Annotated in this window: 11 protein-coding genes; 3 read left to right on the top strand and 8 right to left on the bottom strand. The window is 36.0% G+C overall.

Annotated elements, in window-relative coordinates; translation table 11 throughout:
• On the top strand, positions 1–125 hold a 125-nt coding region (locus tag AC1DVP_RS21110; protein ID WP_477185442.1), incomplete at its 5' end, for an IS3 family transposase.
• An 85-nt stretch (positions 126–210) separates the two neighbouring features.
• Here AC1DVP_RS21110 and proC read toward each other — a convergent pair.
• The 7 genes from proC to serS form a co-directional block, all read right to left on the bottom strand.
• Positions 211–987 carry a pyrroline-5-carboxylate reductase gene (proC, locus tag AC1DVP_RS21105; RefSeq protein ID WP_477185440.1) on the bottom strand — a complete coding sequence of 259 codons (777 nt, stop codon included), beginning with the start codon at positions 985–987 and terminating at the stop codon, positions 211–213.
• A 181-nt stretch (positions 988–1168) separates the two neighbouring features.
• Positions 1169–2521 carry a magnesium transporter gene (mgtE, locus tag AC1DVP_RS21100; RefSeq protein ID WP_477185439.1) on the bottom strand — a complete coding sequence of 451 codons (1353 nt, stop codon included), beginning with the start codon at positions 2519–2521 and terminating at the stop codon, positions 1169–1171.
• Entirely contained in the window at positions 2508–3290 is a 783-nt protein-coding gene (gene rsmA / locus AC1DVP_RS21095) for a 16S rRNA (adenine(1518)-N(6)/adenine(1519)-N(6))-dimethyltransferase RsmA (protein ID WP_477185438.1), read from the bottom strand. Before rsmA ends, mgtE begins: the two co-directional genes overlap by 14 nt.
• A 107-nt stretch (positions 3291–3397) precedes the next feature.
• Entirely contained in the window at positions 3398–3709 is a 312-nt protein-coding gene (locus AC1DVP_RS21090) for a DUF4286 family protein (protein WP_477185437.1), read from the bottom strand.
• A 115-nt stretch (positions 3710–3824) separates the two neighbouring features.
• On the bottom strand, positions 3825–5603 hold the full coding sequence (locus tag AC1DVP_RS21085) for a tetratricopeptide repeat protein (RefSeq protein WP_477185436.1): 1779 nt from the start codon (positions 5601–5603) through the stop codon (positions 3825–3827).
• A gap of 80 nt (positions 5604–5683) precedes the next feature.
• Entirely contained in the window at positions 5684–6364 is a 681-nt protein-coding gene (locus AC1DVP_RS21080) for a tetratricopeptide repeat protein (RefSeq protein ID WP_477185435.1), read from the bottom strand.
• 14 nt (positions 6365–6378) lie between these two features.
• Entirely contained in the window at positions 6379–7650 is a 1272-nt protein-coding gene (serS, locus tag AC1DVP_RS21075) for a serine--tRNA ligase (protein ID WP_477185434.1), read from the bottom strand.
• A 251-nt stretch (positions 7651–7901) separates the two neighbouring features.
• Between serS and AC1DVP_RS21070 the strand changes: the two genes are divergently transcribed.
• Together AC1DVP_RS21070 and AC1DVP_RS21065 are read left to right on the top strand one after the other, a co-directional pair.
• The gene (locus AC1DVP_RS21070) at positions 7902–8429 is read left to right on the top strand and encodes a ferritin (RefSeq protein ID WP_477185433.1); all 528 of its coding nucleotides are present in this window, start codon (positions 7902–7904) and stop codon (positions 8427–8429) included.
• 179 nt (positions 8430–8608) lie between these two features.
• Positions 8609–8824 (top strand): hypothetical protein, encoded by a 216-nt coding sequence (locus tag AC1DVP_RS21065; RefSeq protein WP_477185432.1) that lies wholly within the window; start codon positions 8609–8611, stop codon positions 8822–8824.
• A gap of 169 nt (positions 8825–8993) precedes the next feature.
• Here AC1DVP_RS21065 and AC1DVP_RS21060 read toward each other — a convergent pair.
• Positions 8994–9141 (bottom strand): transposase (locus AC1DVP_RS21060; protein ID WP_477185441.1); only part of this gene is annotated, 148 nt, incomplete at its 5' end.

The raw sequence follows: 9141 nt of genomic DNA, 5'->3' as shown, positions 1-9141 counted from the left end.
GTTCCATAAATCAATTAAAACGTGAGATAATTGAATATATAAAGTATTATAATAACGACAGAATCAAGCTAAATCTAAAAGGAATGAGCCCGATACAATATCGAGCTCATTATTATCAAATTTAATTATAAATTCGTCTAAACTTTTGGGTGCAGTCTAGTAATACTAGTAAGCCTCTTTGTATTTTGCGGACACGCCCAAACAGAGCTTTTACCCCTTAATCTGTTTTAATGAAGTTTTGATTCCTTTGATTAAAGAAGAACTGAAACCATGCAATTCCATTTCATTCAATCCCGCAATGGTACAGCCTTGCGGTGTAGTTACGCGGTCGATTAATTGCTCCGGGTGTCCTTTTTCCTCAAGAAGCATTTCAGCAGCACCTTTTACCGTTTGTGCTGATATTTCCAAAGCTGTCTTCCAGTCAAATCCAATTTCGATTCCCGCCTGCATAGAAGCACGGATGTATCGCAATGCAAATGCAGTTCCGCTTGCAGCAAGGACTGTCGCTGCGTCCATCAGTTTTTCGTCAATGATGGGAGCTGTTCCCAATCCTTGAAAAAGAGCTACGGTTTCTTGTGCTTTTTCTTTGTTTTTTTCGTGATAGGCAATACAAGTAGCCGATGCACCAAATTGTGCGGCAATATTTGGCATAATACGCACAGCACTATGGTTATCACCTATTTTGTTTTGCAAATTCTCGATAGAAAGCCCGCTTACCGCCGAAGCGATTACTTTGTTTGAAATAGCTGGCAGTATTTCGGCCAAAACGGTATCTACTTGATATGGTTTTATAGTCAGAATAATAACATCTGCTTCCTGAATATTGCTCGTATTGTCTGTAGTAAGAGTAATTCCTAAGTCTTTTAAATGAGAAATAGGCGCTAGGTTGCGTCTGGTTACGGTTACTTGATTGTCTTTAGTGAATTTTGCTATTCCTATTGCGACAGAAGCGCCAAGGTTTCCTCCGCCTATGATATGTACTTTCATTTTGATTGCTTTTATTCTAAGGTTAAAAGTGATAGAATCCGGAAAAAGCCGATTTAATGCCTTTCATTCACCTGTTTGCGTGGATTCTTTTCGGATGCAAAGTACACGAATTATCCCGAATTTATTATTTTTAAATTTAAATAAATTCGGGAGAATTGTTAAATTATTAAACCATCAATAGCTAATATCCTAATATGAGCCTAGCTATCCCAAAATAAATCATGATACCGAAAACATCGTTTGTAGTTGTAATAAAAGGCCCTGTCGCAATAGCAGGATCAATTTTCCTTCTGTGCAAAAACAGTGGCACCACTACCCCTAATGAAGCGGCAAATACTATTACCACCAGCATCGAAATAGAGATAGCAAATCCAACTAAATATTGCTGATACACTAAAGAATGATACAAAAATAAAAATAATGATATTATTGTTCCCGAAATCATCGCAACCGAAAGTTCCTTAGACAAATATTGTCTGCTATATTGTTTTAAAGTTCCGTTTGCCAAGCCTTGCACCACAATCGCAGATGCCTGTACACCTATGTTTCCAGCTGTTGCCGAAAGTAAGGGCACAAAAATCATTAAAGTAAAATATTTCTGCCCCGTAGTTTGATTACCTTCAAGAACCTTTGAAGCAATGATTTCAATTACCATTCCTATCAAAAGCCAAGGTAATCTCGCTTTCATTAACTCCATAACGGTATCACTGGACTCTACGTCATTGGTAATCCCCGCAGCCAACTGGTAATCTTTTTCGGCTTCATCTTTAATTACGTCCACAATATCGTCAATGGTGATTCGCCCCACCAAACGTCCTAATTCGTCTACCACAGGAATAGCTTCCAAATCGTATTTCTGCATGATTCTGGCCACCTCAACATCTTCGGTATCTACATTTACAGAATTCAGTTTTCGAATATACACATCGCTGATATTGGTTCTGGTAGAAGTAGTCAGCAGGTCTTTGAGCGACAATCTTCCTTTTAAACGGTCTTCATCATCAACCACATAGATAGAATGAACTCTCGAAATGTTTTCGGCTTGAATACGCATTTCCTTTACACAGGTAAGCACATTCCAATTCTCGTTGACTTTTACCAGCTCCTTATGCATGATTCCACCAGCGGTATCTTCTTTATAACGCAACAGCTCTACAATGTCCTTGGCATGCTCAACGTCCTGTAGTTCAGATATTACTTCGGCTTTTTTCTCTTTCGAAAGTTCCCCGATAATATCGGCAGCATCATTGGTCTCTAATTCATCAAGCTCTTCGGCAATCTCTTTTGGCGAAAGCCTGCTTAATATATTCTCTCGTAAGTCGTCTTCTAACTCTAAAAGAATCTCGGCAGTTTTCTCACTGTCTAAAACTTTAAAGATATATGTGGCTTGATCAAAGTCTAATTCATCTAAAACTTCGGCAATATCAGCATGGTGCATATCATTCAATAAAACTTCCAGCTGCTGGTCATTTTTACTTTGAATGAATTCACCGAGCTGCAGTATTAATTCTTTACTGATTTTAAACTCGTCCATCGGCTTCAATTTTTTGGGTCAATGCTATAAATTCTTTGTAATCTAATTGTTCGGGACGCATGTTAAAAACGGTATCTTCTCTCAAACTATCGGACAAATTTAAGGTTTTTAAACTGTTACGCAAGGTCTTTCTGCGTTGCTGAAAAGCCGTTTTCACTACAGTAAAAAACAATTTTTCGCCACAAGGCAAACTAAAGTCTTCTTTCCTGCGCAAACGCAAAACGCCCGATTTTACTTTGGGTGGCGGATTGAACACATTTTCATCTACGGTAAACAAATACTCGGCATCATAAAAAGCCTGCGCCAAAACAGACAGAATTCCATAAGCTTTGGTTCCTTTTTTTTCACAGATGCGCTCGGCAACTTCTTTTTGAAACATTCCTGCAAATTCAGGAATCTGATTGCGGTATTCCAATGCTTTGAAAACAATCTGCGTCGAAATATTATACGGAAAATTACCAATTATGGCGAATTGTTTTCCTGCGAAAACTTCGTTGATATCATATTTCAAGAAATCCTTGGAAATGATTCGATCTTTCAGTTTGTCATAATGAACACCCAAATATTCAACTGATTCGGTATCAATTTCGATAACGAAAGTATTGATTGGTTTTTCCAATAAATACTTAGTCAGCACTCCCATCCCAGGCCCTATTTCCAGCACATCTTCATAACCTTCTAAATTCAGAGTATCGGCGATGGCTTGCGCCACGCTTTCGTCTTTTAAAAAATGCTGTCCGAGGTGTTTTTTGGCTGTTACTTTTTCCATTTTGTTTTATTTAACCGCGAAGACGCAAAGACGCTAAGCTTTTATTTTTTCGTAATTTACATTTTAAGAAAGTCTAGACAATGCAAACGCCTAATCCTACATATTTTCTAATGCTCTGAAATCACTTGTAATTCGGTTCTAAAAGTCAGCATTTTATCGCCAAACAATTTTACGCCTTCTTCCCTTAGTTTAGGAGCATCTTCCTGGTAATATTTTTCTAATGTTTCCTTACTGTCTGTTGTATATTGAACAGAATAGGTAACGCCTCCCATTTCTTCTTCTACCAAAACACGAACCAAACGAGCTGAAATAAATTTTCCGCAAGCCAGCATTTCTGGAATGTGTTTGTGCTGCATCCAGATCATCCATTGGTCATGAACGCTTTCGTGTATGTTGGTGGTAACGTTGTATATTATCATTTTTTAAAAGTATTAAGATTGGAGAATTAAGACTTTAAAAGAATTACCTATTCCCCACATTCTAATTTGTATCCTGTATTTTGCTTTTTTTGTAATTGATATTGATATTGCAATTTTACAAGTTCGTATCTCCCCGCAATTCCCTAAATTTCCTCCTTGCATCTACAAAATAAATGCTGTCCTGATGTCCAAAAATAATCTTCTCATACAACGCCTTCGCTTTATCCGGTTGCTGCAATTGTTTATTATAAATCTCTGCCGAGAAATACAAAGCTTCGTCAATATAAATTCCGTCGCTGTGATGCTCAATAATATCCTGATATTGTGCCAAAGCCAAAGTATTATCGCCCAGCTTTTCATACAATCTGCCCAAACGCAATAAAGTTACGGTTTCAATTTCCTGTCCTTTGAAACTTTTTAGAATCTGCTGAAACTGAACTATAGCTTCCTGATTTCTATTTTGGTACAAAAGATAATCCCCTTTGGCAAATTGCTTTAAGGCCGTTTGAGTGGAATCGGCTACTGTATTGTCATTAATCAGTAAAAAATACTCTAAAGCATCATTAGCAATTAACTGCGTACTGGCTGATTTTAGCTCTTTAAACTGTTTCAAAGCCCATTCAAAATCAGTTTTAAAATAACTTGTTTTGGCTGACTTTAAACTTGCTTCATGCGACATTACATTGTTTTGCAGATTCTCCTGAATTTGCGAATAATAAAGCAATGCCTGATTAAATTTTTCTTCGGAAAGCAAAATATCTGCCAATTCCATTTTGCATTGTGCCTGATCAAACTGATTCAGCTGCATCTCCATGGCCCGTTTTATAATGGATTTTCCCTCAATAGGATTTTTCATTATGAAACTTGCAAAATGCGCCTGTTTCAGCTGCAAAGATAAGGTAACTGGCGTTATGCCGTATTGTTTTAACAGTGCATCAAATTGAGTATTGATAGCGGCAAAATCTTTTTCCTGCGCTTTTTCCATTCTCATCTGCAATAAATAGCTTTGCGCTTTCACAATCAATTCTACATCTGCAGTATTTTCCAGCACATAATTCATAACCTCTATGGCGACGTCCTGATTTCCTTCTTCAATGGCCATTTGACCTAAACTAAGAATGTTGGTAAGCGATTCCGGATTTCGTTTGTAAATCGCTTTTTCCTGGATAAAAGCTTTTCCAAATTCTTTTTGCTGCATGTAAAACCAGCTCAAAAACTGATTCCAAAATACATCCTGATTTTTTTGAACTCGGACAATCAATGCTTTTCTAAGACTTTCATTGAATTTGGAATCTTCATCTCTAGACATGTAGCGTGTCAATTGATTTTGAATCATCAATGCCGATTGCTGATTTTCGAATGCCTCTTCCAAAAAATTAGCGATCATTTCATCAGTTCTGCCTAATTGGCCATAGAGCAAGGCCGTCTGATATTTAAAATCAAATGTTGGCACTATTTCACCCGCCACCAGATAAGATTTTAAAGCATATTCGAGCAATACTTTTTTTTCAAAAGTATTGGCGACGCCATACACTTCATTTGGATTTTTTCGGATTCTGTCTATTGCCTCATCATAGTACTTTTTGGCCTTAGCATCATTTTTCTGTAATTGAAAATTATACCCTAATTCGACCAATAGCGTAGACTGCTTGGAGCTTGCCAATCGATCCTGTATTTCCTTTTCGGCTGGAGCAAACTGAAGCAGCTGCTGCATACAGTCAATTTTTCGCTGAAAATAAAAAGGATTAGACGGCAGACTATTTGATAATTCCTGATAGCTGACCAATGCTTTGTCAAAATCTCCTCTATCATAATAATATTGTGCCAATTGCTCATTTTGGGAAAACCCAATTAATGAAAAAAACAAGGCGATATGTAGAAAGAGTTTTTTCATTTTTTATAGCATTTTTTTTCTTGGGAAAATCAATCTTATAAACCAAATAACTAAATGAAGATCAGGCAAAAAATGGTAAATTATTTTAATTGTTTTTGTATTTCGGGAGGAATATTTTTACCCAATTTATTTGCACGAATAAAATAATCCATTGCACTCTTTTTATCTCCTTTTTGAAGATATCCAAGTCCTGTATAATATAACGCATCTGCTGAAAATTCTGAATTATTATTTTTCCAAACTTCATATGCTTTTGAACTATAAATTATAGCAGAATCATTTTTGTTTTCTCTCAAATAAACTTCCGATAGACTATACAATCCATCTCCATTATTAGGATTCATTTTTAATAATTTTCTAAATGTAGATTTAGCAGTTTTAAAATCATTTTTAAACATATAAACCAAACCTAAATTGCTAATTGCAAGTTCATTTGTCGGTAATTTTTTCAATGATAGTTTGTAATAATATTCGGCACTGTCTAATTTATTCAATCTACGATATGACAATGCACAATTATCTATAGCATCCGTATAATTAGAATCAAGTTGTATTGCTTTTTTATAATTTTTGATTGCATCTACATAATTCTCTTTATGAAATTCTGCATATCCATCATTATAATATTTCGCTGCATCGTCATTTTTTGTTGGCGAATTTAACTTCAATTCATAATTACCCGCATCATCTTTTTTTTGTGAATTTCCACATCCTACAACCAAAAAAATTAGAAATAAACATAGTGCGATTTTTAATTTCATACTGAAAACTTGAATTAATCTATAATATCAAACCCGCAGTACGGACGCAATACTTCTGGAATTACGATTCCTTCCGGAGTTTGATAATTTTCTAAAAGTCCGGCAAGAACTCTTGGCAGAGCCAATGAACTTCCATTAAGCGTGTGTGCCAATTGGTTTTTCCCGTCTTTATCCTTGAAACGCAATTTCAAACGGTTCGCCTGAAAAGTTTCAAAATTAGAAACGGATGAAATCTCCAGCCAGCGTTCCTGCGCCGTAGAATATACTTCAAAATCATACGTCAAAGCCGATGTGAAACCCATATCTCCTCCGCAAAGGCGTAAAATTCGGAAAGGCAATTTCAATTCTTGCAGAATACTTTTGACATGCTCTACCATTCCGTCCAAAGCTTCATAAGATTTATCGGGGTGCTCCACACGAACGATTTCCACTTTGTCAAATTGATGCAAACGGTTCAAACCGCGAACGTGAGCACCATAAGAACCTGCTTCACGACGGAAACAAGGCGTATAGGCAGTTCGCAATACGGGAAACTCATTTTCGCTTAAGATTACATCTCTAAAAATATTAGTAACAGGAACCTCAGCAGTTGGAATCAAATATAAATTATCGGTTGCGTCATGATACATTTGCCCTTCTTTGTCCGGCAACTGCCCCGTTCCATAAGCCGAAGCTTCATTTACAAAATGAGGAACCTGAACTTCCTGATATCCTGCTGCCGTATTTTTGTCCAAAAAATAATTGATTAAGGCACGCTGCAAACGGGCGCCTTTTCCTTTGTAAACAGGAAATCCTGCTCCCGTAATTTTATTTCCAAGTTCAAAATCAATAATATCATACTGTTTTACCAATTCCCAGTGCGGCTGCGCTCCCTCGTGCAAAACCGGAATATCGCCTTCTTCATAAACATTTAAGTTATCCTCCGGTGTTTTTCCAACAGGAACAATATCGGCAGGAAGGTTAGGCAGTGTGTATAATTTCTCAGTCAGTTCATTTGCCAAAACAACAGCATTTTCAGCTAATGCTTTGCTTTTTTCTTTTAACAGAACCGTTTTTTCTTTAAGGATTGCCGCTTTAGATTTCTCGCCGGCTTTCATCAAATCGCCGATATCTTTGGATAATTTATTAGATTCGGATAAAACAGTATCTAACTCTACTTGCGTAGCGCGTCGTTTTTCATCCAATTGTACCACTTCTTCAACAACTTCTCTGGCATCCATATTTCTTTTGGCCAAAGCGCTGATTACTTTCTCTTGATTCTCTCTAATAAATGCAATTTGTAACATAGTTTGATTTTTATAACTAAATAATGGAAGCAAATTTAAGGAAATGTTTGCTAACAATCAGACAAAGTTTTTTGTGCTTTTATTTTAGTTTTTGGCTTAGTATTTTGATCCTTTCATCTGTTTAATTTATCCTTTTGATATTATGTTCTAACATTTTAAAGATTCTAAATTGAACCCAACTATTTCTTTTTAGACATAAAATGGGCATTATTAAACTTTTTTTTTTCTAATTTTACTAAAAACTAGAAATCATGCTGTTAAAAAATATAGAAGACGCGCTGAATAAACAAATCCGAATTGAAGCAGAATCCTCTCAAATTTACCTTTCAATGGCTTGTTGGTCCGAGGTAAACGGACTGGAAGGAATTGCCCAATTTATGTATGCTCAATCTGATGAAGAGCGTTTGCACATGCTGAAATTAATAAAGTACATTAATGAACGTGGCGGTCATGCTCAAGTTACAGACCTGAAAGCACCAAAAACGACTTACGAGACTTTCAAAGGAATGTTTGAAGAGTTATACAAACACGAAATTTTTGTTTCAGAATCTATCAATGAACTGGTGCATATTACTTTTCAAGAAAAAGACTATGCAACTCACAACTTTCTGCAATGGTATGTAGCCGAGCAAATTGAAGAAGAAGCTACGGCCAAAACGATTTTAGACAAAATCAATTTGATTGGTGACGACAAAGGCGGATTATATCTTTTTGACCGTGACATTCAGCAGCTTTCAGTTGTAAGTGCTGCTGCCAATAGTGGCGCTGCTGCGAAATAATCTAAGACACCTCTTAATAAAATAAAAACCTCAAAATGCATGTACAGCATTTTGAGGTTTTTTTGTTCCAAAAATGTTAAAGTTTATTTAGAATAGATAAAAACAACATACATTTGCATTGGTTTTAAATTCTTTATACCAAATCCCGAACAGATTCATAACTATAATTCGCAGTTACCTTGAGCAAGAAAGAAAAAGAAAAGGAGAAAAAGGACAAGAAGAAAAAAAAGGATAAAAAAGAAATCCTTAAAAAATTAAAAGCTCTTGAAGGTTTTAAATCCAGTTGTCAATTAGCAGGAAACTGCAAATCCAGCTGTTGTGAAAAATACAAGAAAAGCGAAAAGAAACGCTGCAGCCGTTGTCCAATGTTTGATTTACTGAAAAAGACAGCATAACTTTTTAAGTTAATGGTTGATACTTTATTTGACTGTGAATAGTTTGTTATTCCCATTGTCAAAACGTCATATTTAAAAGAACCATCGCAATTTTAATATAGTACTAAACCACTCTGCACTGAAAGTGCAGAGGTTTGTTTTACGAGGGACTGAAAGTCCCTCATCTATTTCATTCGAGAATGAAATTTGAATTATCGTCATTCTCTTTTCTTCTATGATGTTCCAAATATTCATTTACCATTTTATCGGTTATATTTCCAGTACTCCAAACACCATAACCACTTGCCCAAAAATGTTGTCCCCAATAACGTTCCTTC

The sequence above is a fragment of the Flavobacterium sp. P3_A6 genome (assembly GCF_056403035.1).
The sequence above is the reverse complement of the archived record's forward strand: the minus strand, read 5'-3'. Positions and strand labels throughout refer to the sequence as shown.